Source organism: Shinella zoogloeoides (assembly GCF_020883495.1).
In the GTDB taxonomy this organism is placed as follows: Bacteria; Pseudomonadota; Alphaproteobacteria; order Rhizobiales; family Rhizobiaceae; genus Shinella; species Shinella zoogloeoides.
The window spans coordinates 946,590-972,496 of record NZ_CP086610.1 but is presented as its reverse complement, the minus strand read 5'-3'; the positions used below and the strand labels follow the sequence as shown (position 1 = coordinate 972,496).

Sequence of the window (25,907 nt, the reverse complement as noted above, 5' to 3'; positions counted from 1 at the left end):
CTCTCATTCTGGAGGAGGAAGAGAATGAAACTGAGGACATGGATTGCCGCTGCCCTTCTGACCGTGCCGGGCGTCGCCCTTGCCGCCGAGCCGATCGAGGGCAACTGGAAGACGGCGAGCGGCGCGACCGCCGTCATCGCGAAATGCGGCGGCAGCTTCTGCATTACCCTGAAGACGGGCAAACACGCCGGCAAGCGCATCGGCAAGCTGGAAGGCGCTGGCGCCGACTACAGCGGTTCGATCACCGATCCCGAAACGGACAAGACCTATAGCGGCTCCGGCACGGTCAACGGCAATTCCCTGCGCATGAAGGGCTGCGTGCTCGCCGTGCTCTGCAAGTCGCAGACCTGGACGCGGCTCTGACCGGAAAATCCGGGGGCGCGATCTCCGGGAAAAGCATCATTTTGAAGCCGGTGCGACGCGCCGGCTTTTTTTATTCCGGCACAGTTTTCCGCCGGGAGTGGAACTGCGTCTTTAAACCAATTTAAGCCACTGTTTTTCCTGAATTTTAAAAACGCACGCCCTCGGAAATCCGGATCACACCTTTCCTGAACGGGAGATGAACCGACCTCTCAGGGATCGTTCAGTCCCGGAGTGCGACAACGGGTACACCGAAACACATGGATGAGGGACAACACCATGGACATCCTCGCACGCCGCCTCACGATCATCACCCTGCTGATGGCCGTCTTCGCCATCATGCTGGCCGCCGCCGTCGAGACCGATTACCGCCGCAACACGCATAACGACGCCGGCAAACTCGTTGCCTGCTCCGCGCCCGGCATGTGCCGCGCCGCGCTCTGATCCCGACGCCCTGACGCCCGGAGCCACGACGATGACCGCCACCCTGCTGCGTACCTCCGCCACCGCCCTGCGCATCCTGGCCCTTTCGGCCATGATGATCGGCCCGGTCGGCGCGCTCGCCTGGAGCAATGCGGGCAGCCTCGGCATCACGAAGAAAGGCGCCGGCCTCGTGCTCTTCGTCACCCTCCAGCGCCAGTCGATGAGCTGATACCGGCTACCGCGCCGCGCTATCCGTGCTAAACCGGGCAGGCCCCTTGCCAATTGCCCGGAGCACCGGATGAAATCCCTTCTTGTCTTTTCCGCAGCCGCCCTTGCCGAAATCGCCGGATGCTTCGCCTTCTGGGCGTGGTGGCGGCTCGACAAATCCGTTCTCTGGCTTCTTCCCGGCATGGCCTCGCTCGCCCTCTTCGGCTGGCTGCTGACGCAGGCCGACAGCGCCTTTGCCGGTCGCGCCTATGCGGCCTATGGCGGGGTCTATATCGCCGCTTCCCTGCTCTGGCTGTGGTTTGCCGAAGGCATGCGCCCCGACCGCTTCGACGTGGCGGGCGCCATGCTTGCGCTGGCCGGCGCGGGCGTCATCCTGGCGGCGCCGCGATAGGGCTTGCGGGCGCGCGCGACTTGTCGTTTGCTTGTCAAATAACAACACCTATAGTGATTCATGAGCAAACGAATCTTCTCTCCCAAGCCGCTTTCCTTCGCCACACCGGAACCCTACGAGCCCCGATCCTTCGACGATCCGGTCGCCGCCGTCGATGCCCTTCAGGACCTCTACGACCGCAACACGACCTTCCTGACCGACGCCTTCACCGCGCTCGGCGAGAACGGCACGCCCGACAAGCGGTTCCGGGCCTGCTACCCGCAGGTCAGCATCGAGACGACCAGCTTCGGCCATGTCGATTCGCGCCTTTCCTACGGCTATGTCGCCTCGCCCGGCATCTACACGACCACGATCACCCGCCCCAAGCTCTTCCGCCACTATCTCAAGGAACAGCTCGGCCTCCTGATGCGCAATCATGGCGTGCGCGTCTTCGTCTCGGAATCGACGACGCCGATCCCGCTGCACTTCGCCTTCGGGGAAGGCGCCCATGTGGAGGCGCAGGTCGCCGAGAGCATCGAACTGCCGCTGCGCGATCTCTTCGACGCGCCGGACCTGACCAATACCGACGACGAGATCGCCAACGGCGCCTATGAGCCGGGTCCCGGCGAGCCTTCTCCGCTCGCCCCCTTCACCGCCCAGCGCATCGACTATTCGCTGGCCCGCCTCAGCCACTACACGGCGACCAGCGCCAACCACTTCCAGAATTTCGTGCTCTTCACGAACTACCAGTTCTATGTCGACGAATTCTGCGAATGGGCGCGTCAGCAGATGGCCGAGGGCGGCAATGGCTACACGGCCTTCATCGAGCCGGGCAACATCATCACCCCCGCCGGCTCCGACCGGCCCGAGCCGAACATCACGCCCGGCCGCCTGCCGCAGATGCCGGCCTACCATATCAAGAAGAAGGGCCATGGCGGCATCACGCTCGTCAATATCGGCGTCGGCCCCTCCAACGCCAAGACAATCACCGACCATATCGCCGTGCTGCGCCCGCATGCCTGGCTGATGCTCGGCCATTGCGCCGGCCTTCGCAACAGCCAGACACTCGGCGACTATGTGCTCGCCCATGCCTATGTGCGCGAGGACCATGTGCTCGACGACGACCTGCCGGTCTGGGTGCCGATCCCGGCGCTTGCCGAGGTGCAGGTGGCGCTGGAAAGCGCCGTCGAGGAGGTGACCGGCCTTGAGGGCTACGACCTCAAGCGCATCATGCGCACCGGCACCGTGGCGACCATCGACAATCGCAACTGGGAACTGCGCGACCAGCGCGGGCCGGTGAAGCGTCTCTCCCAGTCCCGCGCCATCGCGCTCGACATGGAATCGGCCACCATCGCCGCCAACGGCTTCCGCTTCCGCGTGCCCTACGGCACGCTGCTATGCGTTTCCGACAAGCCGCTGCATGGCGAACTGAAGCTGCCCGGCATGGCGACAGCCTTCTACCGCACGCAGGTCAACCAGCATCTGCGCATCGGCATCCGCGCCCTGGAAAAACTCGCCGGCATGCCGCCGGAGAAGCTGCACTCACGCAAGCTGAGGAGCTTCTTCGAGACGGCGTTCCAATAGACGGCGGAAGATCGGAAAAGGGGCGGAAATTCCGCCCCTTTTTGTTTTCGCTCAGGCCGTCATGACCTTCCACGCATGTTCCAGTCCCTTGCGCGTGATGTCGATCATCTGGTCGACCTCGGCATGGGTGATGACGAGCGGCGGGGAGAAGAGCATGCGGTCGCCGGTGGCGCGCAGGACGAGGCCATTTTCGAGGCAATGGTTGCGCACGGTGACGCCGGCCTTTTCCTTGTCCTCGAAGCGCTTGCGGGTCGCCTTGTCCTCGGCGAGCTGCACGGCGGCCATCAGGCCGACCTGCTGGACCTGGCCGACGATCGGCAGGTCTTCCAGCGACTTGAGGCCGGCGGCAAGGTAGGGGCCGATATCGTCGTGGACGCGCTCGACGAGCTTTTCATCCTCGATGATGCGCAGGTTCTCCAGCGCGGCGGCGGCGCAGACCGGGTGGCCGGAATAGGTGAAGCCGTGGTTGAAATCGCCCACTTCCTCGACCAGCACATTGCCGACGCGGTCGGAAACCATGACGCCGCCGATCGGCAGATAGCCCGAGGAGAGGCCCTTGGCGATGGGGGCGAGGTCAGGCTCCACGCCGAAATGCTGATGGCCGAACCAGTGGCCGGTGCGGCCGAAGCCGCAGATCACTTCGTCGGCGACGAGCAGGATGTTGCGCGCCTTGCAGATGCGGGCGATTTCCGGCCAGTAGGTGGCCGGCGGCACGATGACGCCGCCCGCGCCCTGGATCGGCTCGGCGACGAAGGCCGCGACATTGTCCTCGCCGAGTTCGTCGATCTTCTCTTCGAGCTGGCGGGCCATCTTCAGGCCGAATTCGTCGGAGGTGAGGTCGCCGCCCTCGCCGTACCAGAAGGGCTGGTCGATGTGGTGGATGCCGGCGATCGGCAGGTCGCCCTGTTCGTGCATCCACTTCATGCCGCCGAGCGAAGCGCCGGCGACGGTGGAACCGTGATAGCCGTTCTTGCGGGCGATGATCGCCTTCTTGGTCGGCTTGCCCATGGCGCCCCAGTAGACGCGGGCCATGCGGAACCAGGTGTCGTTGGCCTCCGAGCCGGAGCCGGTGAAGAAGACGCGGTTGATGTTCGGGCCGGCATGGGAGGTGATCTTCTGGGCGAGCAGCACGGCCGGCGGCGTCGTGGTGCCGAAGAAGGTGTTGTAGTAGGGCAGCTCGTTCATCTGGCGGACGACGGCGTCGGCGATTTCCTTGCGGCCGTAGCCGATATTGACGCACCACAGGCCCGCGAAGCCGTCGAGATAGCGCTTGCCGTGGTTGTCGAAGATGTAGGAGCCTTCGCCGCGCTCGATGATGCGCGTGCCGGCCGCGTTCAGCTTCTTCATGTCCGAGAAGGGATGAAGATGGTGGGCGGCATCGAGGGCACCGAGGTTTGAAACGGCTGCTGCGCTGGTCTTCGACATTTGACTACATCCTTGGGGGTAGGTCCCGCCTTATTGAACGCCGGGACAGAATGGGTTACGAAAATGCCCATACAACAGGCATTTGGCAAGAGATCGAGCGCACGCAAAATTTCCTGTCCTTGCTTCCCGCCAAACCAAAAGCAGGCACCATGACAAACGACAAGAAGGCAGCCGGTTCACCGTCCGCCAATGCCCCCAGCAATGCCCCGGCCCGTATCGAAATCCTCCTCGTCGGCATGAACGGCGACCTACGCGGCAAGCAGGTGCCGCCGGAAGGCGAGAAGAAGATCTGGGACGGTTCGGTGCGCCTGCCCTCCTCCACCCAGTCGCTCGACATCTGGGGCGACGACAATGACGACATCACCGGCCTTTCCCTTTCCGTCGGCGATCCGGACGGCGTGTGCATTCCCGACCGCCGCTCGCTGACCGCCATGCCCTGGGCGCCGGAAGGCTCGCGCCAGGTGCTCGCCACCATGCACGAATTCGACGGCACCGCCTCCTTCATGGATCCGCGCGCCATTCTCGCCCGCATGCTGAAGCGCTTCGAGGACAGGGGTTTGACGCCGGTCGTGGCGACGGAACTCGAATTCTACGTGGTCGAGGACGACTGGCGCGAGACGGGCAAGCCCCGCCCGCCGGCGGCCCTCATGTACCGCGACGAGCCGAACGGCTTCCAACTCTACGACATGCGCGCGACGGATGCGCTGGACGACTATCTCCAGACCGTGCGCGCCTGGGCGAAGGCCATGGACCTGCCGGCGGACGCGACGACCGCCGAATTCGGTCCCGGCCAGTTCGAGATCAACCTGCTGCACCGTCCCGATGCGCTCGCCGCCGCCGACGACTGCATCTACCTCAAGCGCATCGCCGAACAGGCCGCGCGCCGCTTCGGCCTGAAATCCACCTGCATGGCGAAACCCTATGCGGATCAGGCGGGTTCGGGCCTGCATGTCCATTGCAGCGTCATCGACAAGGACGGCAAGAACATTCTCGACGCCAGGGGCGGCGAGCCGGCGAAGCTGAAGTCGATCTGCGCCGGCATGCTGCAGACGATGCGCGACGCGCAGCTCGTCTTCGCGCCCTTCGCCAATTCCTACCGCCGCTTCCAGCCGGGCTCCTTCGCGCCGGTGGACCTTACCTGGGGCTTCGGCCATCGCGGCACCGCCATCCGCATCCCGGACAAGGACGGCCCGGCGGCGCGCGTCGAACACCGCGTCGCGGGTGCGGACGTGAACCCCTACCTGCTGCTGACGGCGATCCTCGGCGGCATTCTGCTCGGTCTCGACAACGAACTCGATCCAGGTCCGGTAACGGAGCCGGGCAAGGACGTGCCGGACGCCAAGCGTCTGACGCACGACTTCCTGACGGCCGTCGAAGAATTCTCCGCCTCGCCCTTCATCAAGGACGCCTTCGGCGCGGAATACCAGAAGCTCTACGGCGATACGAAGCGCAAGGAGGCGATCATCTACCTGCGCACGGTCTCGGATTTCGACTACCAGACCTATCTGCCGCGGATTTGAGGGGCGCCGAGGAGTACCCCCCCTCTGCCCTGCCGGGCATCTCCCCCCTCAAGGGGGGAGATTGGATGGAGCGATGTTTCGCTTCCTCGCCGTCGCTGCTGATTGAGCTAGGTTCTTACCTCCTGCCGATCTCCCCCCTTGAGGGGGAGATGCCCGGCAGGGCAGAGGGGGGGCCCTCGCCCGCAACCCATCAAGCGGCCGCCGGCTCCGTTGTCGCCATGCTCTCCGCCTGCACTTTCGGCACCATCACCTTCAGCTCACCGGGATGCAGCCGGATCGAGACGTCGCGGTCCATCGGCAGCAATTCACCGTCGATGACGCAATTGATGGCGCGGTCGACCTTCGGGAAATGCAGTTCCACCTCCGTGCCGGTCATTTCCGTGACGTCGGCATTCTCGCGCAGCTTGCCGCGCAGGATATCGAAGGCGAGCTTTGCAACGCCCGCAGGCTTCAGGGGGTTGGTCGTGTAGAAGCCGAGATGGCCGCCCGTCAGGTCCTCGGCATAGAGCAGGCCGTTCTCGCCGAAGCGGTTGTTGGAAACGTTGATGGCCGAGACCGTCCGGTGCTCCTCCACGCCGTCGACATTGAACTCCACCTCGAATTCCGGCGGATCGAGGATGACGCCGAGAGCGGCGCGGGTATTAGCGGCGATCTTGCCGAGGCGCGAGCGGTAGGTCATGGCGTTGCGCAGGCGCACCATGCGGGCATGAAGACCGGCGGAGAACTGATGCACGAAGGCGCGGTCGTCCGCCGTGCCGATATCGGCAGCCGCGATATCGCCATCGGCAAGGGCGTCGATAGCCTGCCAGATGTCGAGCGGGATTTTCAGCGAGCGCGCGAAAAGGTTCATCGTGCCGGCGGGGACGATGCCGAGCGGCATCTTGCTCTGCCAGGCAAGGCCGGCCGCCGCGGAAACGGTGCCGTCGCCGCCGCCCGCCAGCATCGCGTCGAGATCCGTGCGATCCGCGCAGCGGCGCAACGACATCTCGATATCGGTTCCCTCGACGATATCGCAGTCGAGGTGATGCCCCGCCTCGGCGAAGACCTTTTCCGCGTGACGCGCATAGGCCTCCATGTCGGTGGTGCGGAACGTCCCCCCGTCCCTGTTGAAAATCGCCTGTACTCTCATTCCCATACTCCGTGTGACGGCCGAGAACGCCTGTGCCGTCATTAGATAGTCGAGAAAGCGGCGATTAACAGGCGAGCGCGAAACAGGGGGCAAGAAATCGTGAACGGGACAGGCCGGAGAGGTGAAAAATCGCAGTAGGCAGCGCGCCGTGGTTTGATATAGTGCAAGCTGGTCGCGTGCGTCGGGAGAGAGCGCCCGCCGGCCTGTCTTACCTTCCCTATTACGGCCATTCCGGCCGAACCAGTCCGCATCAGCAGCCAGGAGGAGTGGCCGCCCGTGTGAGGGTTCGTCACCGGCTTGTCCGTGTGGGCCGTCTGTTTGTCCTACACGATTCCGAACGCAGATCGCGTGGCGCTTCTGCCGGAATTGTCCTTGCGGAGCCGCCTCGTGTCCGAACATCCCCTGCCCGACGCCGCCCTCTCCTCCGGGCAGCCGCCGCTTTCGGCGCTTACCGTCACCCTGATCATTCTGGCGCTTGCCGTCGGCAGCTTCGGCATCGGCACCGGCGAATTCGCCATCATGGGCCTGCTGCCGGACGTCGCCGCCACCTTCGGCGTGACGACCGCCGAGGCCGGCTATGTCATCAGCGCCTATGCGCTCGGTGTCGTGGTGGGTGCGCCGGTCATCGCCGTCATCGGCGCGCGCTATCGCCGCCGCGACCTGCTCCTGGTGCTGATGGGGCTTTTCGCGGCCGGCAACCTTGCCAGCGCCGTCGCCCCGACCTTCCACAGCTTCATGCTGCTGCGCTTCCTCTCCGGCCTGCCGCACGGCGCCTATTTCGGCATCGCCGCGCTGGTCGCCGCCTCCATGGTGCCGGTCAACAAGCGCACGCAGGCGGTCGGCAAGGTCATGCTGGGCCTTACCGTCGCCACGCTGATCGGCACGCCGCTCGCCGCCTTCTTCGGTCAGCTTCTCGACTGGCAGTACATGTTCACCGCCGTCGGCATCACCGGGCTTCTGACCGTCCTGCTGATCGCGATCTTCCTGCCGCGCGACAAGGCGCCGAAGGGCATCAACGCGCTGACCGAGCTTTCGGCCCTCAAACGCAAGCAGGTCTGGCTGACGCTCGGCATCGCGGCAACCGGCTTCTGCGGCATGTTCGCCGTCTTCACCTATATCTCGCCCATCGTCACCGAGGTCGCGGGCCTCAATGTCGGCATGGTGCCGGTAATCATGGCGATCTTCGGCTGCGGCATGATCGTCGGCAACATCTTCGGCGCGAAGCTGGCCGACCTGTCGCTGATGCGCACCATCGGCTGGTCGCTGGTGCTCTATTTCTTCGTGCTCGTCAGCCTGTCGCTGACGGCGCATAACCCGATCCTGCTGGGCGTCTGCTGTTTCCTCATAGGATGCAGCTTCGTCGTCGGCCCGGCGCTCCAGACGCGGCTGATGGACGTCGCCGGCAATGCGCAGACGCTTGCCGCCGCGCTCAACCACTCGGCCTTCAACGTCGCCAACGCGCTCGGCGCGCTCTTCGGCGGCATGGCGATCACCGCGGGCTACGGCTACGGCTCGATGGGCTTCGTGGGCGCGGCGACGGCCGTCGTCGGCTTCGGCATCTTCCTCCTGTCGCTGGCGATGGAGAAGATGGACCGCACGGAAGCGCCGGCCTGCCCAGCGGAATAAGCGGAATAAACGGTTCTACCGCACAAACGAAAAAAGGGCGCCCGAGGCTTTCGCCGGGCGCCCTTTTTGTTGGCCTGAACGGCGGATCAGCCGTGAATGATCTCGCGATGCTTCTGCAGGCGCGCGCCAAAAGCCTGGCTGACGCGGTCGAAGATGATCGCGATGCCGACGATGGCGAGGCCGTTGAAGATGCCGAGCGTGAAATACTGGTTCGAGATCGCCTTCAGCACCGGCTGGCCGAGGCCCTGCACGCCGATCATCGAGGCGATGACGACCATGGCGAGCGCCATCATGATCGTCTGGTTGATGCCGGCCATGATGGTGGGCAGCGCCAGCGGCATCTGCACGTTCTTCAGCTTCTGCCAGCTCGACGAGCCGAAGGCGTCGGCGGCTTCCAGCACATCCTTGTCGACGAGGCGGATGCCGAGATTGGTGAGGCGGATCATCGGCGGGATGGCGTAGATGACGACCGCGATGAGGCCGGGAACCTTGCCGATGCCGAGCAGCATGACGACGGGGATCAGGTAGACGAAGCTCGGCATGGTCTGCATGACGTCGAGGATCGGGTTGATGGCGTTCTGCACCCGGTCGGAGCGCGACATGAGGATGCCGATGGGAATGCCGATGACGATGGACAGCACGGTACAGACGAAGATCATCGAGACCGTCTTCATCGTGTCGTCCCACATGTCGAAATAGCCGATCAGCAGGAGCGTGACGACGGTGCCGGCGACGATCTTCCAGTTGCGGCTGGCGAACCAGGCAACAAGCGCGATGAGGAGGAGAATGATCGGCCAGGGCGTCTTCGTCATGAAGCGCTCGGACCAGATCAGGAAGTGCTGCAGCGGCTGAAAGATGGATTCGATGCCGTCGCCATAGGCGCGCGTGAAGCCGCGAAAGCCTTCATCGATCGTCTTTTTGAGGTCGCGCAGCGAATCCGCGTCCATCGTCGGAAATTTCGTGAACCATTCCATATGAGATCCCCTTCCGGCCCGGTCCGGTCTTGCGCCGGCTTGTCCGGTCAACCCTGATGCATGTCGCCGGGATATGCGCGGCGCGACATGCGCGAAAACGAAGGCGCAGGGCGGCGCGCCGCAAAGGACGCGCCGCCCTGTCGTCGGTCAGGCTATCAGAGGGCAGCCTTGATCTTTTCGGCGGCTTCCGGCGAGACCCATTCCTTCCAGAGCGCTTCGTTCTCCTTGAGGAACTGCTTGGCGCCATCGTCGCCGCTCGCCTGGTTGTCGGTCATCCAGGCCATCAGCTTGTTGACCGTCGCGTTGCTCCAGGCGCGCTTGTTGAGGTAGCCCATCACGTCCGCGCCAGCGCGGTCGGAGAAGGGCTTCGTCACGAGCGTCTGGACGGTGTCCTTCGGCCAGTCGTTCTTCTTCGGGTCCGCGCAGTCGGCAACCGTGTTGCAGCGCTTCCACTCGGCGGCGTCGAAGGGAACGCCGTGCTCCAGCTTCACCATCTCGTACTTGCCGAGCAGCGCGGTCGGCGCCCAGTAGTAACCGACCCAGCCTTCCTTGCGCTCGTAGGCCTTGGCGATGGAGCCGTCGAGGCCGGCAGCCGAGCCGGTGTCGACCAGCGTGAAGTTCGCCGCTTCGCCGCCATAGGCCTTGTAGAGCTGGCTCGTCACGACCGTGCCGCCCCAGCCCTGCGGGCCGTTGTGCACGGCGCCCTTGCTCTTGTCTTCCGGGTCCGGGAACAGTTCCGGGTGCTTCAGCGCGTCGTCGATCGTCTTGATGTCCGGGTTGGCGTCGGCGATGTATTTCGGAATCCACCAGCCCTGAACGGCGCCGTCGGAAAGCGCGACGGCCGCGCCGACCAGCTTGCCTTCATCGATACCGCGCTTGACGACGTCCGGCAGCAGATCCACCCAGCCTTCCGGCGCGAGATCCGGCTCGCCCTTCTCGATCATCGAGGTGATGGTCGGAACCGTGTCGCCGACGATGACCTCGGCGTTGCAGCCGTAGCCTTCGGTCAGGATGAACTTGTCGAGCGCGGCCAGAACCTCGGCGCTCTGCCAGTTCATGCTGGCGATGGTCACGTCGCCGCACTCGGCACGCGCGGCGCCCGTCATGGCCAGCAGACCGGCGACAAGGCAGGTGGAAGCAAGAAGATGTTTCATATCCGTTCCCTCATTGGCGACGGTGTCGTTGTGCTCCTTCGAGCCTCGCCGCACCGCCGCCGCCAGGCCCGTGATCCTCCGCGGATCGCTTTCGGACGGACCGGGAAGGCCCTCCTGCAATACCGCAGCCTCGACTTTTGCAGCTACGGGATCGCATGCCGGTACGAATGCGTCTGCCATTGCCCCCATTGCGTCATGGGAGCGTCAAATCGCACCCCCACTTCGTCCAGGCGCGGGATCACGGGCAATCGTATGGGAGGATTCAGCTTTTTCAACCCGCAAAACGGAAAGGCCGGCAATCGGCCGGCCTCGTCGTGTCACTCGGGATGCGGCTGTCGCCGGCGTCAGGCCTCGCGGCGGCCCTGGATGACATGGACCTTGCCGCCCGGCTTCACCCGCTCGTAAAGATCGATGACGTCATGGTTGAGCATGCGCACGCAGCCGCTCGACATGGCCTGCCCGATCGACCACGGCTGGTTGGTGCCGTGGATGCGGAACATGGTGTCGTTGCCGTTCTGGTAGAGATAGATGGCGCGGGCGCCGAGCGGATTGTTGATGCCGCCCGGAAGGCCGCCGGCATATTTGAGGTTCTTCTTGGGATCGCGGCGGATCATGTTGGGGGTCGGCGTCCAGCTCGGCCATTCCGCCTTGCGGCCGATATAGGCGTTGCCTGCCAGCGAATAGCCCTGCCGGCCGACGCCGATGCCGTAGCGCATCGCCCTTCCGTCGCCCAGCACATAATAGAGCCGGCGCGCGGGCGTATCGACGACGATGGTGCCTGCCGCGTGGTCGGTCGGATAGGCGACCTCCTGGCGGCGCAGTTCCGGCTTGATCTTGTCGAGCGGCATCGCCTTCATCGGATGCTTCTCGTCCAGGCGGTCGCCATAGTTGGCGCGGTCGCTCGTGCCGTTCGTCGCGCAGCCCGCGAGCAATGCGGATGCGCCGAGCAGGAATCCGCGGCGGGAAATCGACATGGTTAAAGCCCCCTGAACATCTCGTCCTCGAGGGTGGAAATTATGCAGGTATGGTTAATGGAGCGTTAAACGGCACGCCGCGGCTGCGGCGCGCATTAAGGTGCATGGCAAGAAAAAGGCCGCCTTCACGGCGGCCTTTGGCGGGTGAGGCAATCGCTCCCATGTTCGGATAGACCGGCCCTTCGCCCCACTCTTTCATGCGGGGGTCCGTGCGGTCCGGCCTCTCCAAACATTACATGTTCGGATAGACCGGCCCTTCGCCCCCTTGCGGCGGCACCCAGTTGATATTCTGGTTGGGGTCCTTGATATCGCAGGTCTTGCAGTGAACGCAGTTCTGCGCGTTGATCACGAAGACGTCCTTGCCGTCCTTCTCCACCCATTCGTAGACGCCCGCCGGACAGTAGCGCGTCGACGGACCGGCATAGACATCGAGTTCCGACGTCTTCTGCAGCTCCGGGTTCTTGAGCTGGAGGTGGATCGGCTGGTCTTCCTCGTGGTTGGTGTTCGACAGGAACACAGAGGACAGACGGTCGAAGGTCAGGACGCCATCCGGCTTGGGATAGTCGATCTTGTTGTGCTTGGCCGCCGGTTCAAGGCTCTGCGCGTCCGTCTTGCCATGCTTTAGCGTGCCGAAGAAGGAGAAGCCGAGCAGCGTGTTCGTCCACATGTCGAGACCGCCGAGCGCGACGCCCACCGCCGTGCCGAACTTCGACCACAGCGGCTTGACGTTGCGCACCTTCTTCAGGTCCGAGCCGATGGCGCTGTCGCGCCAGCCCTGTTCGATCTCGATCGGCTCGTCATTGGCGCGGCCATTGGCAATGGCGTCCGCCAGCTTTTCCGCGGCGAGCATGCCCGAGAGCACCGCATTGTGGCTGCCCTTGATGCGCGGGACGTTGACGAAACCGGCCGAGCAGCCGATCAGCGCGCCGCCGGGGAACGACAGTTTCGGAACCGACTGGTAGCCGCCTTCGGTGATGGCGCGCGCGCCATAGGAAAGACGCTTGCCGCCCTCGAAGGTGCCTCGAATGGCCGGATGCGTCTTGAAGCGCTGGAACTCCTCGAAGGGGAAGAGATAGGGGTTCTTGTAGTTGAGATGCACCACGAAGCCGACAGCGACGAGGTTGTCTTCGAGGTGATAGAGGAAGGAACCGCCGCCGGTCTTCATGCCGAGCGGCCAGCCGAAGGAATGCTGCACGAGGCCGGGCTTGTGGTGTTCCGGCTTGACCTGCCAGAGTTCTTTCAGGCCGATGCCGAATTTCTGGGGTTCGCGATCCTTCTGGAGATCGAATTTCGCGATGAGCTGCTTGGCGAGCGAGCCGCGCACGCCCTCGGAGATCAGCGTGTATTTGCCGAGCAGTGCCATGCCGCGGGTATAGTTCGGGCCGGGTTCGCCATTGCGCTCGATGCCCATGTCGCCGGTCGCAACACCGATCACCGCGCCCTCATCGTTGTAGAGCACTTCGGTCGCGGCAAAGCCGGGGTAGATTTCGACGCCGAGTTCTTCCGCCTTGGTCGCGAGCCAGCGACAGACATTGCCGAGCGAGACAATGTAGTTGCCGTGATTGTTCATCAAGGGCGGCATGGCGAAGTTCGGCAGACGGACGGAGCCGGCCGGGCCGAGCAGCAGGAAGTGGTCGTCCTTCACCTCGGTCTTGAAGGGATGGCTGTCGTCCTCGCGCCAGTCGGGCAGCAGGCGGTCGATGCCGATGGGGTCGACGACCGCGCCGGAGAGGATATGCGCGCCGACTTCCGAGCCCTTTTCCAGCACGACGACCGTCAGGTCAGGATTGACCTGCTTCAGCCGGATTGCCGCCGAAAGGCCGGCCGGCCCCGCGCCGACGATCACAACGTCGAATTCCATCGACTCGCGTTCGGGGAGTTCCATGTCTTCGCTCATTCTTCTCTCCACCCCGCAACCCCTCAAAAGCCGCGGAAAATCCCTCTGGTCCATCCTGTCATGACAAATACCGGAAATCTTGTCGAGCCGTTCCGCGACAGACTATCCCCGCTTTTGCGCATGACATCATGACCGGCCGAAGTTTATTGACTTTAACGTAAACGTCAACAGCGCAGGGTTTATGGCCGGTCTTCCCCTTTGCGCCGCCTCAAGGCTTGATTAGCCTTGCGCCCTGACACAAAAGCAGAGCGCGCCCGCATGACATGCTGTAAGCCTGCGCAGAACGCCAACAGGCAGAGGATCGCCGCCATGTCCGACCTTATCCGAACGATCCGGCAGGACTTGAACGAATTCAGCGCCGATCTTCACCTTATCGGAAGCGACACGCTTGCCAGGCGGCATCCGGGCGAGCATCCCGACAATTTCGGCGCGGGCGTCATGGCCGAGCCGGCAACGCCGCAGGCGGCGGCCGCAATCGTGCGCTGGTGCGTGGAAAACAGGGTGCCCGTGGTGCCGCAGGGCGGGCGCACCGGGCTTGTCGGCGGCGGCGTGAGCCGGCCGGGCGAATTGATCCTGTCCACCGCGCGGCTGAACGGGATCGAGGCCATCGATCCCCTCGCCCGCACCGTCACCGTCGGCGCAGGCGTCACGCTGCAAGCCCTGCAGGAAGCGACGGCCGGGACCGGCCTTACCCCCGGCATCGACCTTGCCGCGCGCGGCAGCGCCACCATCGGCGGCATGATCGCCACCAATGCCGGCGGCATCCTCGCCTTCCGCAACGGCGTGATGCGCCATCAGGTGCTCGGTATCGAAGCCGTGATGCCGGACGGAAGCCTGTTCAGCGACCTGACGCGCGTGCTGAAGGTGAGCGCCGGGCCGGATATCAAGCAGCTTCTCATCGGTTCGGAGGGCGCTTACGGCTTCATCACCCGCGCCGTGCTGAAGCTCGAAAGCTTCAATTCCATGCGCGCCACGGCCCTTGTCGGCGTGAAGGACGCCACCTCGGCCCTTGCCCTCATCGCCCATTTCCGCGCCCAACCCGCCTTGCAGCTCGAAGGCGCGGAACTGATGTGGCGGCGCTATTTCGTCGACAGCGCCGGGGAACGCGGCTTCGATCTCGACTGGCTTGAGGGCGACACGGCCGCGGTGCTGCTGATCGAGGTTTCCGCCGCCAGCGAGGCGGAGGCGCGCACGGCGCTGGAGGAAGGCCTTGCCGATCTGTGGGAGGCGCACGAACTGACGAGCGGCATCGTCTCCGCCTCGCTGGATCAGGCGCGGCGTTTCTGGGCGCTGCGGGAAGAAAGCGACTTCATCTACCGTCTCCACCCCGCCGCCCCGTCCTACGATGTCTCGCTGCCCCCCGGCGCGCTGGATGCCTATGTGGCGGGCCTGCGCGACCGGCTGAAGGCAATGGATCCCGGTTTTGACGCCTATGTCTACGGCCATGTGGCGGACGGAAACCTGCATATTTCCGTCATCGGCGCAGGATCGGCCGAGGCGGCCGTCAAGGAGCCGATCGAGGATGCCGTCTATACGGGCGTCGGCGAATGCGGCGGCAGCTTTTCCGCCGAGCACGGGGTCGGCCTGGAAAAACACCGCGCCTATCTCGTCTACGGCAACCCGGCCCGCCGCGCCCTCGCCGGAGCGATCAAGGCGGCGCTCGACCCCAGGAACCTGTTCAATACGGGCAAGGTGCCCTACCGCGCCGAATAGCCCGACAGAAGAAAGGATACCGTCATGGATCTCGCAATCGCCGGCAAACGCGCCCTCGTGCTCGCGTCCTCCCGCGGGCTGGGAAAAGGCATCGCCGTGGCGCTCGCCCGCGAGGGCGCGCATGTCCTTCTGTGCGGCCGCAGCGCCGAGGCGCTGAAGGCCAATTGCGACGCCATCAACGCGGAAGGCCCGGGAACCGCCGACTGGGTTCAGGCGGATCTCGGCGAGGAGACTTTCGTGGAGACGATGGCGCGGGCCGTTGCAGAAAAGCTTGGCGGCGTCGATATCCTCGTCAACAATTCGGGCGGGCCGACGCCCGGCTCCACCGAGGACATGAGCGAGGAAAAGCTGCTCGCCTATTTCCAGTCCATGGTGCTGCGCATCGTCACGCTCACCAACCGGCTGCTGCCCGGCATGAAGGAGCGGCGCTGGGGCCGCATCCTCACCGTCGCATCCTCCGGCGTGATCGAGCCGATTGCCGGCCTTGCCCTGTCGAACACCCTGCGCCCGGCGCTTGCCGGCTGGTCGAAGACGCTCGCGACCGAGGTCGCGCAATACGGCATCACCAGCAACATGCTCCTGCCTGGAAGCATCATGACCGACCGGCTGAAGAGCCTCGACGCGGCCGCCGCCGAGCGCAGCGGAAAAAGCGTCGATGACGTGCGCGCGGCCGCAGAGCGGGCAATCCCCGCCCGCCGCTACGGCACCGTCGAGGAATTCGCCGCGACCGCCGCGTTCCTTTGCAGCGCGCCGGCAAGCTACGTCACGGGCAGCCTCGTGCGCTGCGACGGGGGCGCGGCGCACTCGGTCTGAGCCACCGTCCTTCCCCTTGCCATTCGCGGCGGCCTGTGCCATCTGGCGCGCTCTCAAATTCCTGCGGGCGCGCGATGCGCCCCATCGGCACGGAGCCGTCGCGCTCCGGTTCAACACATTTTGCGGATTGAAGGGGCACGGCGATGGCGCGCGCACTCGGGCTGGATTTCGGCACGACCAATACGGTTATGGCACTTTCGACGGGCGGCGTGGAAACGCAGTCCATGCAGTTCACCAGCAGCGTCGGCGTCACCGATACGATGCGCACGGCGCTGTCCTTCATGAAGGACCCGCAGGTCGGCGCGCAATCGCTGAAAGTGGAGGCCGGCCAGGCGGCGATCCGCCAGTTCATCGACAATCCGGGCGACTGCCGCTTTCTCCAGTCGATCAAGACCTTCGCGGCCAGCGCCCTCTTCCAGGGTACGCTGATCTTCGCCCGTCGCCACGCCTTCGACGACCTCATGGAAATCTTCCTGCGGCGGCTGAAGACCTATGCCGGCGGGGAATGGCCGGAAGGCGTTTCGCGCGTCATCGCCGGACGTCCCGTCCAGTTCGCCGGCGCGAACCCGGACCCGGACCTTGCGCTCGAACGCTACAATGCGGCGCTGACGCGCCTCGGCTTCCCGGAAATCCACTATGTCTTCGAACCGGTGGCGGCCGCCTACTACTTCGCGCAGAGCCTGAAAAGCGACGCCACGGTGCTCGTCGCCGACTTCGGCGGCGGCACCACCGACTATTCGCTGATCCGCTTCGAGCGCAAGGCGGGCCGGCTGGCGGCAACGCCGATCGGCCATTCCGGCGTCGGCATCGCCGGCGACCATTTCGATTCCCGCATGATCGACCATCTCGTCGCGCCGGAAATCGGCAAGGGCACCTTCTTCAAGAGCTTCGACAAGGTGCTGGAGGTGCCGAGCGGCTATTACGCGAACTTCGCCCGCTGGAACCAGCTTTCCATCTTCAAGACCATGCGCGAATTCGCCGACCTCAAGTCGCTGGTGCGCTCGGCGCTGGAGCCGGAAAAGCTGGAGCTCTTCATCGACCTCGTGGAGCATGATGAGGGCTACCCGCTCTATCAGGCGATCTCGGCCACCAAGATGGCCCTTTCCGGCGCTGACGAGGCGGAGTTCGACTTCGCCCCGCTCGGCGCGGCCGGCCGCAAGACCGTGAAGCGCACGGACTTCGAGGCCTGGATCGCGCCGGACCTCGCCCGCATCGAAGGCGCGCTCGACGAGGTGCTGGAAAAGACCAACACCGCGCCGGGAGAGGTCGACAAGGTGTTCCTCACCGGCGGCACCTCCTTCGTGCCGGCCGTGCGCGACATCTTCGCCCGCCGCTTCGACGCGGGGCGGATCGAGAGCGGCGGCGAACTGCTCTCCATCGCCCACGGCCTCGCGCTGATAGGCGAAAGCGACGAGGTTGCGCAGTGGGCAGCGTGAGCACGGCGCTTTCCTCCCGTCGCGCGCTCCGCTAGGGTGCCGGCATGAACGCCGCCAGAGACCTCCACCCCGAGCAGCTCCGATCGCTCCTGCATTTCTATGCGGATGCGGGCGTGGAATGGCTGCTGGAGGAAGAGGCGGTCGACCGCATCGCCGAGTTCGAGGCCATGCGCGCGGCGCGTGCGGCAGCGCCGCGCGAGGCCGCACCCGCGCCCCAGCAGCAGCCCGCCCGGCAGGCAACGCCCCGGCAGGAACAGCCGCGCGCGCCCGCCCCTGCCCCGATGCCCAATGTGGCGATCCCCGACAGCCAGGCGGTGGCCGAGGCGGAATTCGCCGCGGGTAGCGCCCGCTCGCTGGACGAGCTGCGCACGGCGATGGAAGCCTTCAACGGCTGCAATCTCAAGACCAGCGCACGCTGCCTCGTCTTCGCCGAGGGCAATGCCAAGCCCGCCGTCATGGTGATCGGCGCGATGCCGAATGCCGACGACGACCGCGACGGCCAGCCCTTCTCCGGCCGGCAGGGCGCGATGCTGGAACGCATGCTGGCCGGCATCGGACTGGCCCGCGCGGATGTGCTTCTCACCAATGTCGTGCCGTGGCGGCCGCCGGGCAATCGCCCGCCGTCGCAGCGCGAGGCCGATATCTGCCGGCCGTTCATCGAGCGCCAGATCGCGCTCGCCGAGCCGCGTCACCTGCTGATTCTCGGCAATTTCGCCGCGCGCTTCCTGCTGCGCTCCAACGACACGATCCACCAGTTGCGCGGCGAATGGCGGCAGATCGAGATTGCGGGCCGCCCGGTTCCGGCCTTCGCGACACTCCACCCGCAGGATCTCGTGACCGCGCCTATCAGCAAGCGCCTCGCCTGGCAGGACCTGCTTGCTTTCCGTGCAGGGCTTCAAGGCTGACCGCGGAATTCAGAATCAATATCTTCAATATATTAGGCGATATTTTTACCTGAACGTAATTCGCGCTTTCGCGAATCTGCCTTGAACATGAACAAAATATTTCGAAAGCCATGCAGATTGCACATATCTGCCGGGCAGAATGTCGCATTGCGAAATCCATGCTGCAATGCAATATAAGAGAACGGGAGGGACAGGATTTAAGGAATCGACCCATGACCGCCCGTTTTCGGCCCATCCATTCGAGCTTCGAGACGCTCCGCCATTCCGGTCTTCGCACCGGCCGCGGCTTCGGCGGTATCGCTGCCCCGGCCAACGAGCAGCTCACCGCCGCCGGCTTTGCCCGCGTCAGCCGCCCCGCCCAGCTCTTCTCCGACTTCATCACGCGCTGAGCGGATGTGAGGCGCATCCGCGCCTCTCCCTCACCTCCAGAATTCAGGAGCATCCCATGGCCAATATCCGCAAGCTGATGTCCGACATCGCTGATATCCGCACCGCCGTGAGCGCCGCCCGGGAATATTCCGTGCTGGCCTCCCTGCCGCGCGACGCCACCCAGCGCCGCGACCCGCTCAAGGCCTTCCTGCCCAACTGAGGCCGTTTGAAAAACGGTCCGTGCGTGGTAATATCCAAGCCGCGAGGAGGTGAGACGCCTTTCCTCCGGTGGAGACCGGGCCGAAGCCCGGCCTCCGTTTTATCGGCTAACTGTCAGAGTCAGGCGCCAACCGAACAATCTGACGATAACCGAAACCCGGATTCTCACACGTCTCACCTCCTTTCATGCGCCGGACGATGCATCCGGCATACGAAACCTAGCACAACCCTTCCGGGAAGTGCGCACCTCCCTGAAAATCTCTTTCGTCAGCCGTGCCGCAGTTCCGCGCGGCGCTGCAGGTTGAGCCGGTGCTCCCGGTAGATCACGAAGATGCCGGCGCTGACGACGATGGCGGTGCCGGTTAGCATGGTGCCCGTCGGCACGTCGTCGAACAGGACGTAGCCGATGATGAGGCCGAGTACGATCGACGTGTATTCGAACGGCGCGATGGTGGAGACGTCCGCATAGCGGTAGCTCGACGTCAGGAGAATCTGGGCGATGCCGCCACAGAAGCCCGCGAGCATCATCATGACCAGCCCCTTCCAGCCGAGATCGACCCAGCCGAAGGGCAGCGTCGCCAGCGAGAAAAGCGACGCGAAGAGCGAGAAATAGAGCACGATGGTCGGCGTGCGTTCCGTCTGCACCAGCTTGCGCACAAGCACCATGGCGAAGGAGCCGAGCACGGCGAAGGCCAGCATCGCCAGTGCCCCCATCGCCTCCGACGAGCCGAACCCGCCCTCGCGGAACAGGGTCAGCCGTGGCCAGCTTATGATGCCGACGCCCACCAGCCCGACCAGAACCGCCGTCCAGCGATAGACGCCCACCCGCTCCTTCAGCACGACGGCGGCGACGACGACCGTGACGAGCGGCAGGGCATAGCCGAGCGCGATCGATTCCGGCAGCGGCAGATGCACCAGCCCGTAGAAGCCGAAGCCCATGGCGAGGATGCCGACGAAGCCGCGCCGGAAATGGCCGAGAATGTCGTTCGTGCGGAAGGCGTCGCGCAACTGGCCGTGCATGGCGAGAAAGGCGAGGATCGGCACCATGGCGAAAGCCGAGCGCAGGAAGGTGATCTGCCCCGCCGGGATATCCTTGCCCGCCGCCTTGATGAGCGTCGACATGCACAGGAAAACCACCACCGAGGCGACCTTGAGAAGAATCCCCTTCATGGGATCGGGAGACTTAAGGTCCATGCGGGAACTCTTCACGGCGGAGCGCCATGGCATCGATTTGGAACGTCCCGCGACCTTAGAGTTTGTCAGGGAAAAGTGGAACCCGGTTTTCCCGATAAGACAAACGGAAACAAGGGAATCTAGAGTTTGTCAGGTTCAAAATGAATCTAACAAGCTCTAGCGGGATTGCCCGGCGGGAGAGATGAATTCTCGTGATGCGTCGCCGATATTTTTGATCGGACCGGCACGGAAGTATTCCGTGCCGGACTGGTACGAATTCGTGATCTCGCGCGGACGCTGGAAATGAGATGTTAAGTCAATGCGCATATGTATTCATGGAACTTGGGGGCAGACCGTCCCGGCACACCGCCCTGTCACGCATGAACGACACGGTCACCGGACGGCAAAGAGCAGGACATATCCATGCGGACAGAGAACGGCCAGATCATCCACCTGGCAGACTATCGTCAGACTGACTTCGTTCTCGAGCGCGTCGATCTAACCTTCGAACTGGACCCGACGGAAACCAAGGTCGAGGCGCGCCTCATCTTCCATCGCCGCGAAGGTGCCGACCCGTCCGCGCCGCTGGTGCTCGACGGCGACGAACTGGTCATGACCGGCCTGCTCTTCGACCAGGTGGAGATGGACGCCGCCCGCTACGACGCGACGCCCGACAGCCTGACGATCCGCGACCTGCCGGCGAGCGAGCCTTTCGAGATCACGATCACCACCATGATCAATCCCGAGGCCAATACCCAGCTCATGGGCCTCTACCGCACGAACGGCGTCTACTGCACCCAGTGCGAATCCGAGGGCTTCCGCCGCATCACCTATTTCCCCGACCGGCCTGACGTGCTTTCCGTCTATACGGTCAACATCATCGCCGACAAGGCGAGCTGCCCGCTGCTGCTGTCCAACGGCAACTTCCTCGGCGGCGCAGGCTATGGCGAAGGCAAGCACTTCGCCGCCTGGTTCGACCCGCATCCCAAGCCGTCCTATCTCTTCGCGCTTGTCGCCGGCGATCTCGGCGTGGTCGAGGACACGTTCACGACGATGTCCGGCCGCGAGGTGACGCTGAAAATCTATGTCGAGCACGGCAAGGAGCCGCGCGCGGCCTATGCCATGGACGCGCTGAAGCGCTCGATGAAGTGGGACGAGGAGGTATTCGGCCGCGAATACGACCTCGATATCTTCATGGTCGTCGCCGTCTCCGACTTCAACATGGGCGCCATGGAGAACAAGGGGCTCAACGTCTTCAACGACAAATACGTGCTGGCCGACCCGGAAACGGCCACCGACCAGGACTATGCGAATATCGAGGCGATCATCGCCCACGAATATTTCCACAACTGGACCGGCAACCGCGTCACCTGCCGCGACTGGTTCCAGCTCTGCCTGAAGGAAGGCCTGACGGTCTATCGCGACCACGAATTCTCCGCCGACCAGCGCTCGCGCCCAGTCAAGCGCATCGCAGAGGTGCGCCACCTGAAGTCGGAGCAGTTCCCGGAGGATGCCGGCCCCCTCGCCCATCCGGTGCGCCCGACGAAATACCGCGAGATCAATAACTTCTATACGACGACCGTCTACGAGAAGGGCTCCGAGGTGACGCGCATGATCGCGACCATCGTCGGCACGGACGGCTTCAAGAAGGGCATGGACCTCTATTTCGAGCGCCATGACGGCGACGCCGCGACGATCGAGGACTTCGTGAAGTGCTTCGAGGACGCCAACGGCGTCGACCTCACCCAGTTCTCGCTGTGGTATCATCAGGCCGGCACGCCGCTCGTCAGCGTCTCGTCGAGCTACGACCAGGCCAAGGGCGAGTTCACGCTGTCGCTGGAACAGATGATCCCGCCGACGCCCGGCCAGGCGACGAAGGAGCCGATGCATATTCCGCTGCGCTTCGGCCTCATCTCCGCCGACGGCTCGGAGGCAAGGCCCAGCGCCGTCACCGGCGCGGAGGTGACCGGCGACGTGCTGCATCTCAAGGAGCGCCGCCAGACCGCCACCTTCTCCGGCATCGCCTCGCGTCCGGTCGTTTCGCTAAACCGCAGCTTCTCGGCGCCGATCAACCTGCATTTCGAGCAGGCCCCGGCCGATCTCGCGCATATCGCCCGCCACGACGGCGACCTCTTCTCGCGCTGGCAGGCGCTGACCGATCTCGCCCTGCCGGACCTCGTCGAGGCGGCGCGCCGGGTGCGGGCAGGCGAAGCGGTGGAGCCGAACGCGGTGCTTGCCGACACGCTGATCGCCATTGCCGGCGACGAGGGGCTGGAACCGGCCTTCCGCGCGCAGGCGCTGGCCCTGCCTTCCGAATCCGACATCGCCCGCGAACTCGGCAGCAACAACGACCCGGATGCGATCCGCGCCGGCCGCGAGGCCGTGCTCGCCTTCGTCGCCAACCGCGACCCCGCCGTCTTCGCAAGGCTCTTCGAAAGCCATCGCACCGCAGGCGCCTTCACGCCGGATGCGGCGAGCGCCGGCCAGCGCGCGCTGCGCAACGCGGCCCTCGCCTATCTTGCCGTATCCGACGGCACGCCGGCACGCGCGGCAGCCGCCTTCGCCAGCGCCGACAACATGACAGACCTCAGCGCAGCGCTGACCGTGCTCGCCCACCGCTTCCCGGATGCGCCGGAAACGGCGGCGGCGCTGGAAACCTTCCGCGCCCGCTTCGCAGACAACGCGCTGGTCATCGACAAGTGGTTCTCCATCCAGTCGACCATTCCGGGCGAAGGCGCGCTGGAGCGCGTGAAAGCGCTGATGACGAGCCCGCATTTCAACAAGGCGAACCCGAACCGGGTGCGTGCCCTCGTCGGCACCTTCGCTTTCTCCAACCCGACCGGCTTCAACCGGGCGGACGGTGCGGGCTACCGCTTCCTCGCCGAACAGATCCTGGAGATCGACCCGAAGAACCCGCAGCTCGCCGCGCGCATCCTCACCTCCATGCGTTCCTGGCGGGCGCTGGAGGAGGTGCGCTCCGATCACGCCCGCAATGCGCTGCGCGCCATCGCCTCGGGCGAGAAGCTCTCTTCGGACGTCTCGGACATCGTCGAGCGCATGCTGAAGGGCTGAAATACGAAAAATTCAGGGATTCCGGGCGCTTCGGCGCCCGGTTTCGTTTTTGCCTGCAATTTTTCACCCGCGAAACATTGTTAACAAAGTTTTACCTTTTCCTCTGGACAAGCCGAATCACAATTGATTCATTAGGGCAGATTCGGGCGAGCGGCGCGCCGAATCACGAGAGGGTTACAAGGTTTATGACTATGGCGGACGCGCAACGAGGACGCGCAGCCGGCGGGTGGACTCGTCTCAGATTCCCGGGAATGGCGGCCTGGGAAGATGAGTTGACGGGACAGGCGAAAATCTTCGCCGGACCTGCCGCACGGCATTTGACACGGGCAGAGCCGGCGCTGAAGCGGTCGATACCGATCCTGATCGTCGCCTTCCTGTTCGTGGTGGCCATTTCGCGCATGGTCGGCATCGTCGTCGAACATGACCGGATGGACACGAGCGTGCGCGACACGACCTCGCTGACGGCGATGGCCGTGAGCGCGGTCTTCTCCGGCCCCATGGTCGAGAGCCTTGCGAAATCCGACCGCATGGCGGTCGAGGCCGCGCTGTCCGTGCATATGCCGCAGGATCGCATGCAGCCCGGCGGCATCGTGCTTTTCGTCACGGAGAACGGCCGCGTCTTCGGCTCGTCGCTGGCGGCCGTGCGCTTCGTCGGCCAGTCGCTCGCGCGGTTTTCGCCCGAGCTTGCGGCCACCCAGTATTTCGGCGAGCCGGCCGGCGTCTTCCGCACGCAGATCGGCGGGCAGGATTACTACACGTCGCTGGTGCAGATGCCGAGCAAGAGCGGCTTCATCATCGTCGCCAACCCGCTCGGCCAGCTTGCCGTCTTCTGGCGGGACGAGGTGGCGCTGAATGTCACGCTGTTCGCCGGCATTTCGGCGATCCTGCTCGTCATCCTCTATGCCTACTACATCCAGGCCAAGCGGGCGCGCGATGCGGACGCGATCTTCGCCGAGTCGAACCTGCGCGTGGAAACCGCGCTCGCCCGCGGCCGCTGCGGCCTCTGGGACTTCGATCTTTCGAGCCGCCGGCTGTTCTGGTCGCGCTCCATGTATGAAATGCTCGGCATGCCGCCGCGCGACAGCGTGCTGTCCTTCGGTGATGCCGCGCGCCTGATGCATCCCGACGACGACGGAATCTATCAGGTCGCCCGCGCGGTTGCCCGCAGCGAGGCCAAGCAGGTGGACCAGGTCTTCCGCATGCGCCACGCCGACGGGCACTATGTCTGGATGCGCGCCCGCGCCCAGCTCATCCGCATGGCCTCCGGCCGCCTGCACATGATCGGCATCGCCATGGACGTGACCGAGCAGCACCGGCTCGCCCAGCGCTATCAGGAAGCCGACCAGCGTCTTGCCGACGCCATCGAATGCACCTCCGAAGCCTTCGTGCTCTGGGACAAGCACGATCGGCTCGTCATGTGCAACGCGCACTACCAGCAGGCCTACGGCCTTCCCGACGACGTGCTGGTGCCCGGCACCGAGCGCGCCATGGTGCATGCCGCCGCGGCCCGCCCGGTTATCGAGCGGCGCATCGCGGATGCGGACGGCACCGGCGTTTCGCAGACGAGCGAAGTGCAGCTCGCCGACGAGCGCTGGCTGCAGATCAACGAGCGGCGCACCCGCGACGGCGGCCTCGTCTCCGTCGGCACCGACATCACCATGATGAAGCGGCATCAGGTCCGTCTGCGCGAATCCGAGCGCCGCCTGATGGCGACCATCGGCGACCTTTCGGCCTCCCGCGCCAAGCTGGAGCGGCAGAAGTCGGAGCTTTCGCTGGCCAATGCCAATTATCAGGCGGAGAAGGACCGCGCCGAGGCGGCGAACCGCGCCAAGTCGGAGTTCCTCGCCAACATGTCGCATGAGCTGCGCACGCCGCTCAACGCCATCCTCGGCTTCTCGGAAATCCTGCAAAACCAGATGTTCGGCCCGCTCGGCTCCGACAAGTACCGCGAATATTCCCACGACATCCACGAGAGCGGCCAGCACCTTCTCAACGTCATCAGCGACATTCTCGACATGTCGAAGATCGAGGCCGGGCACATGCGCGTCAGCCGGGAGACGGTCGATCTCGCGCCGCTGATCGAGGAGACCATGCGCCTCACCATGCTGCACGCGGAAAAGAAGAACATCGCCGTGCGGCAATCCTGCCCGGATCGCCTGCTGACCGTCGCGGATCGCCGCGCCATGAAGCAGATTCTCTTGAACCTGCTTTCCAACGCCATGAAGTTCACCAATGCCGGCGGCAAGGTGGAGGTGCGGGCGCGCAGGGTAGATGGCGCCGTGACGCTGACGATCGCCGACAGCGGCATCGGCATCCCGAAATCCGCCCTCCAGAAGATCGGCCAGCCCTTCGAACAGGTGCAGAGCCAGTATGCCAAGAGCAAGGGCGGCTCGGGCCTCGGCCTCGCCATCTCCCGCTCCCTCGCACATCTTCACGGCGGCGCGATGCGCATCCACTCCATCGAGGGCAAGGGCACGATCATCTCCGTGCGCATTCCCGACCGCGAGCGGCTGGCGGCGCTGCATCTGGCGGCGGCCTGAGTC

At 64.8% G+C, this 25,907-nt stretch carries 23 protein-coding genes; 15 read left to right on the top strand and 8 right to left on the bottom strand.

The window, feature by feature from the left end:
* The first annotated feature begins 24 nt into the window (after nt 1-24).
* The 5 genes from K8M09_RS04835 to K8M09_RS04815 all read left to right on the top strand — a co-directional run bounded on the left by K8M09_RS04835 (nt 25) and on the right by K8M09_RS04815 (nt 2,965).
* Nucleotides 25-363 carry a DUF2147 domain-containing protein gene (locus K8M09_RS04835; protein WP_160785660.1) on the top strand — a complete coding sequence of 113 codons (339 nt, stop codon included), beginning with the start codon at nt 25-27 and terminating at the stop codon, nt 361-363.
* Between the two features lie 276 nt (nt 364-639).
* Complete coding sequence (locus K8M09_RS04830) at nt 640-804, top strand: hypothetical protein (RefSeq protein ID WP_170299440.1); 165 nt, start codon at nt 640-642, stop codon at nt 802-804.
* A gap of 31 nt (nt 805-835) precedes the next feature.
* Nucleotides 836-1,012: a hypothetical protein gene (locus tag K8M09_RS04825; RefSeq protein WP_170299454.1), complete on the top strand. Its 177-nt coding sequence runs from the start codon at nt 836-838 to the stop codon at nt 1,010-1,012.
* A 69-nt stretch (nt 1,013-1,081) separates the two neighbouring features.
* Nucleotides 1,082-1,402, top strand: a complete 321-nt coding sequence (locus tag K8M09_RS04820) for a YnfA family protein (RefSeq protein WP_160785659.1) — start codon at nt 1,082-1,084, stop codon at nt 1,400-1,402.
* A 60-nt stretch (nt 1,403-1,462) separates the two neighbouring features.
* Nucleotides 1,463-2,965 carry an AMP nucleosidase gene (locus tag K8M09_RS04815; RefSeq protein WP_160785658.1) on the top strand — a complete coding sequence of 501 codons (1,503 nt, stop codon included), beginning with the start codon at nt 1,463-1,465 and terminating at the stop codon, nt 2,963-2,965.
* A 51-nt stretch (nt 2,966-3,016) separates the two neighbouring features.
* Here K8M09_RS04815 and K8M09_RS04810 read toward each other — a convergent pair whose 3' ends face one another.
* Nucleotides 3,017-4,390: an aspartate aminotransferase family protein gene (locus K8M09_RS04810; RefSeq protein WP_160785657.1), complete on the bottom strand. Its 1,374-nt coding sequence runs from the start codon at nt 4,388-4,390 to the stop codon at nt 3,017-3,019.
* Nucleotides 4,391-4,539: 149 nt separating this feature from the next.
* Between K8M09_RS04810 and K8M09_RS04805 the strand changes: the two genes are divergently transcribed.
* A complete protein-coding gene (locus tag K8M09_RS04805) occupies nt 4,540-5,910 on the top strand; it encodes a glutamine synthetase family protein (protein ID WP_160785656.1) in 1,371 nt (456 codons plus the stop codon).
* Nucleotides 5,911-6,100: 190 nt separating this feature from the next.
* Here K8M09_RS04805 and K8M09_RS04800 read toward each other — a convergent pair whose 3' ends face one another.
* A complete protein-coding gene (locus K8M09_RS04800) occupies nt 6,101-7,039 on the bottom strand; it encodes a diacylglycerol/lipid kinase family protein (protein WP_160785655.1) in 939 nt (312 codons plus the stop codon).
* Nucleotides 7,040-7,426: 387 nt separating this feature from the next.
* On the opposite strand from K8M09_RS04800, the gene K8M09_RS04795 reads away from it, so the two are divergent.
* On the top strand, nt 7,427-8,665 hold the full coding sequence (locus K8M09_RS04795) for an MFS transporter (protein WP_229342161.1): 1,239 nt from the start codon (nt 7,427-7,429) through the stop codon (nt 8,663-8,665).
* 86 nt (nt 8,666-8,751) lie between these two features.
* On the opposite strand, the gene K8M09_RS04790 is transcribed toward K8M09_RS04795, so the two are convergent.
* The 5 genes from K8M09_RS04790 to K8M09_RS04770 all read right to left on the bottom strand — a co-directional run bounded on the left by K8M09_RS04790 (nt 8,752) and on the right by K8M09_RS04770 (nt 13,664).
* Complete coding sequence (locus K8M09_RS04790; protein WP_160785654.1) at nt 8,752-9,639, bottom strand: ABC transporter permease; 888 nt, start codon at nt 9,637-9,639, stop codon at nt 8,752-8,754.
* Between the two features lie 155 nt (nt 9,640-9,794).
* The gene (locus K8M09_RS04785) at nt 9,795-10,793 is read right to left on the bottom strand and encodes an ABC transporter substrate-binding protein (RefSeq protein WP_160785653.1); all 999 of its coding nucleotides are present in this window, start codon (nt 10,791-10,793) and stop codon (nt 9,795-9,797) included.
* A 344-nt stretch (nt 10,794-11,137) separates the two neighbouring features.
* Nucleotides 11,138-11,767 carry a L,D-transpeptidase gene (locus K8M09_RS04780; protein WP_160785652.1) on the bottom strand — a complete coding sequence of 210 codons (630 nt, stop codon included), beginning with the start codon at nt 11,765-11,767 and terminating at the stop codon, nt 11,138-11,140.
* 40 nt (nt 11,768-11,807) lie between these two features.
* On the bottom strand, nt 11,808-11,966 hold the full coding sequence (locus K8M09_RS04775; RefSeq protein WP_160785651.1) for a hypothetical protein: 159 nt from the start codon (nt 11,964-11,966) through the stop codon (nt 11,808-11,810).
* Between the two features lie 33 nt (nt 11,967-11,999).
* Nucleotides 12,000-13,664, bottom strand: coding sequence for an electron transfer flavoprotein-ubiquinone oxidoreductase (locus tag K8M09_RS04770; RefSeq protein ID WP_160785650.1), 1,665 nt, complete (start codon nt 13,662-13,664; stop codon nt 12,000-12,002).
* A 309-nt stretch (nt 13,665-13,973) separates the two neighbouring features.
* On the opposite strand from K8M09_RS04770, the gene K8M09_RS04765 reads away from it, so the two are divergent.
* The 6 genes from K8M09_RS04765 to K8M09_RS04740 all read left to right on the top strand — a co-directional run bounded on the left by K8M09_RS04765 (nt 13,974) and on the right by K8M09_RS04740 (nt 19,120).
* Nucleotides 13,974-15,377 carry an FAD-binding oxidoreductase gene (locus K8M09_RS04765; protein ID WP_160785649.1) on the top strand — a complete coding sequence of 468 codons (1,404 nt, stop codon included), beginning with the start codon at nt 13,974-13,976 and terminating at the stop codon, nt 15,375-15,377.
* A gap of 24 nt (nt 15,378-15,401) precedes the next feature.
* Nucleotides 15,402-16,190 carry an SDR family oxidoreductase gene (locus tag K8M09_RS04760; protein WP_160785648.1) on the top strand — a complete coding sequence of 263 codons (789 nt, stop codon included), beginning with the start codon at nt 15,402-15,404 and terminating at the stop codon, nt 16,188-16,190.
* 143 nt (nt 16,191-16,333) lie between these two features.
* A complete protein-coding gene (locus K8M09_RS04755; protein WP_160785647.1) occupies nt 16,334-17,626 on the top strand; it encodes an Hsp70 family protein in 1,293 nt (430 codons plus the stop codon).
* 44 nt (nt 17,627-17,670) lie between these two features.
* Nucleotides 17,671-18,531, top strand: coding sequence for a uracil-DNA glycosylase (locus K8M09_RS04750; protein WP_160785646.1), 861 nt, complete (start codon nt 17,671-17,673; stop codon nt 18,529-18,531).
* A 212-nt stretch (nt 18,532-18,743) separates the two neighbouring features.
* Entirely contained in the window at nt 18,744-18,920 is a 177-nt protein-coding gene (locus K8M09_RS04745; RefSeq protein WP_170299453.1) for a hypothetical protein, read from the top strand.
* Between the two features lie 56 nt (nt 18,921-18,976).
* The gene (locus K8M09_RS04740; protein WP_160785645.1) at nt 18,977-19,120 is read left to right on the top strand and encodes a hypothetical protein; all 144 of its coding nucleotides are present in this window, start codon (nt 18,977-18,979) and stop codon (nt 19,118-19,120) included.
* A gap of 266 nt (nt 19,121-19,386) precedes the next feature.
* On the opposite strand, the gene K8M09_RS04735 is transcribed toward K8M09_RS04740, so the two are convergent.
* Entirely contained in the window at nt 19,387-20,313 is a 927-nt protein-coding gene (locus tag K8M09_RS04735) for a DMT family transporter (protein WP_229342158.1), read from the bottom strand.
* A gap of 402 nt (nt 20,314-20,715) precedes the next feature.
* Here K8M09_RS04735 and pepN point away from each other — a divergent pair, with 402 nt between their 5' ends.
* Together pepN and K8M09_RS04725 are read left to right on the top strand one after the other, a co-directional pair.
* Entirely contained in the window at nt 20,716-23,364 is a 2,649-nt protein-coding gene (pepN, locus tag K8M09_RS04730) for an aminopeptidase N (RefSeq protein ID WP_160785644.1), read from the top strand.
* Nucleotides 23,365-23,555: 191 nt separating this feature from the next.
* The gene (locus tag K8M09_RS04725) at nt 23,556-25,904 is read left to right on the top strand and encodes a PAS domain-containing sensor histidine kinase (RefSeq protein ID WP_160785643.1); all 2,349 of its coding nucleotides are present in this window, start codon (nt 23,556-23,558) and stop codon (nt 25,902-25,904) included.
* Nucleotides 25,905-25,907 lie beyond the last annotated feature (3 nt).

Bases quoted from the DNA above. Each gene is read 5' to 3' on its own strand.
- K8M09_RS04835 (WP_160785660.1), top strand. From the start codon at position 25: ATGAAACTGAGGACATGGATTGCCGCTGCCCTTCTGACCGTGCCGGGC.
- K8M09_RS04830 (WP_170299440.1), top strand. From the start codon at position 640: ATGGACATCCTCGCACGCCGCCTCACGATCATCACCCTGCTGATGGCC.
- K8M09_RS04825 (WP_170299454.1), top strand. From the start codon at position 836: ATGACCGCCACCCTGCTGCGTACCTCCGCCACCGCCCTGCGCATCCTG.
- K8M09_RS04820 (WP_160785659.1), top strand. From the start codon at position 1,082: ATGAAATCCCTTCTTGTCTTTTCCGCAGCCGCCCTTGCCGAAATCGCC.
- K8M09_RS04815 (WP_160785658.1), top strand. From the start codon at position 1,463: ATGAGCAAACGAATCTTCTCTCCCAAGCCGCTTTCCTTCGCCACACCG.
- K8M09_RS04810 (WP_160785657.1), bottom strand. From the start codon at position 4,390: ATGTCGAAGACCAGCGCAGCAGCCGTTTCAAACCTCGGTGCCCTCGAT.
- K8M09_RS04805 (WP_160785656.1), top strand. From the start codon at position 4,540: ATGACAAACGACAAGAAGGCAGCCGGTTCACCGTCCGCCAATGCCCCC.
- K8M09_RS04800 (WP_160785655.1), bottom strand. From the start codon at position 7,039: ATGAGAGTACAGGCGATTTTCAACAGGGACGGGGGGACGTTCCGCACC.
- K8M09_RS04790 (WP_160785654.1), bottom strand. From the start codon at position 9,639: ATGGAATGGTTCACGAAATTTCCGACGATGGACGCGGATTCGCTGCGC.
- K8M09_RS04785 (WP_160785653.1), bottom strand. From the start codon at position 10,793: ATGAAACATCTTCTTGCTTCCACCTGCCTTGTCGCCGGTCTGCTGGCC.
- K8M09_RS04780 (WP_160785652.1), bottom strand. From the start codon at position 11,767: ATGTCGATTTCCCGCCGCGGATTCCTGCTCGGCGCATCCGCATTGCTC.
- K8M09_RS04775 (WP_160785651.1), bottom strand. From the start codon at position 11,966: ATGAAAGAGTGGGGCGAAGGGCCGGTCTATCCGAACATGGGAGCGATT.
- K8M09_RS04770 (WP_160785650.1), bottom strand. From the start codon at position 13,664: ATGAGCGAAGACATGGAACTCCCCGAACGCGAGTCGATGGAATTCGAC.
- K8M09_RS04765 (WP_160785649.1), top strand. From the start codon at position 13,974: ATGTCCGACCTTATCCGAACGATCCGGCAGGACTTGAACGAATTCAGC.
- K8M09_RS04760 (WP_160785648.1), top strand. From the start codon at position 15,402: ATGGATCTCGCAATCGCCGGCAAACGCGCCCTCGTGCTCGCGTCCTCC.
- K8M09_RS04755 (WP_160785647.1), top strand. From the start codon at position 16,334: ATGGCGCGCGCACTCGGGCTGGATTTCGGCACGACCAATACGGTTATG.
- K8M09_RS04750 (WP_160785646.1), top strand. From the start codon at position 17,671: ATGAACGCCGCCAGAGACCTCCACCCCGAGCAGCTCCGATCGCTCCTG.
- K8M09_RS04745 (WP_170299453.1), top strand. From the start codon at position 18,744: ATGACCGCCCGTTTTCGGCCCATCCATTCGAGCTTCGAGACGCTCCGC.
- K8M09_RS04740 (WP_160785645.1), top strand. From the start codon at position 18,977: ATGGCCAATATCCGCAAGCTGATGTCCGACATCGCTGATATCCGCACC.
- K8M09_RS04735 (WP_229342158.1), bottom strand. From the start codon at position 20,313: ATGGACCTTAAGTCTCCCGATCCCATGAAGGGGATTCTTCTCAAGGTC.
- pepN (WP_160785644.1), top strand. From the start codon at position 20,716: ATGCGGACAGAGAACGGCCAGATCATCCACCTGGCAGACTATCGTCAG.
- K8M09_RS04725 (WP_160785643.1), top strand. From the start codon at position 23,556: ATGGCGGACGCGCAACGAGGACGCGCAGCCGGCGGGTGGACTCGTCTC.